Genomic DNA, 700 nt, shown 5'->3' with positions numbered 1-700 from the left:
CTGTTGCTCGCCGACCGGCTGATCGCGGCGCTCGGCGGCGACGTCAAGCAGATCGACGGCTACGGCAAGGGCGCCATTGTCGGCACGGCGGGCGAGTTGGAGCACGGTGCGCTGTGGCATGTGCCCGGCGGCTACGCCATGCGCGAACGGCTCGGCGACGCCAAGGCGATCGTGCCGTCGGCCAAGAAGGTCGGCGCGTTCGGTTCAAAGCTCGATGTACCGCTCGGCCACATCAACGCCGCCTATGTGCGCAGCCATTTCGACGCCATGGAAGTCGGCATCAGCGATGGTCCGCGCCCAGACGAAATCCTGTTCTGCCTCGCCATGACCTGTGGCCCGCGCATCCACAATCGCATGGGTGGTCTCGCGGCCGATGACATCAAAGCCTGGGATGGCTTGCGGTGAGCGGCGAGGACAATCTGCTCAAGCTGGTCGAGGTCGAGGCGCCGGACGACCAGGATTACCTGCTGCAGGAGCAGGTCGGCTTCATCCTGCGCAAGGCGCATCAGCGCCATGTGGCGATATTTGCCGCGCATATCGGCGATCTGACGCCGCCGCAATTCGCGGCGTTGGCCAAGCTGCGTGACGTCGGCGAGACCTCGCAGAACCAGCTCGGCACGCTGATCGCGATGGATGCGGCGACGGTGAAGGGCGTCATCGACCGGCTGAAGGCGCGCGGCCTGGTCGAGCTTTCCAGGCA

At 66.0% G+C, this 700-nt stretch carries 2 protein-coding genes; both read left to right on the top strand.

Annotated elements, in window-relative coordinates; translation table 11 throughout:
* The coding region (locus EN939_RS36745) for an amino acid synthesis family protein (RefSeq protein WP_127272105.1) at positions 1-405 on the top strand (405 nt) is incomplete at its 5' end.
* A partial coding sequence (locus EN939_RS36740; RefSeq protein ID WP_127272104.1) for a MarR family winged helix-turn-helix transcriptional regulator occupies positions 402-700 on the top strand: 299 nt, incomplete at its 3' end. The genes EN939_RS36745 and EN939_RS36740, both read left to right, overlap by 4 nt.

It is taken from the genome of Mesorhizobium sp. M7A.F.Ca.CA.002.05.1.1, from assembly GCF_003998335.1.
Taxonomy (GTDB): Bacteria; Pseudomonadota; Alphaproteobacteria; order Rhizobiales; family Rhizobiaceae; genus Mesorhizobium.
Note: the sequence above shows the minus strand (reverse complement) of the source record. Positions and strands in the feature narration are given on the sequence as shown.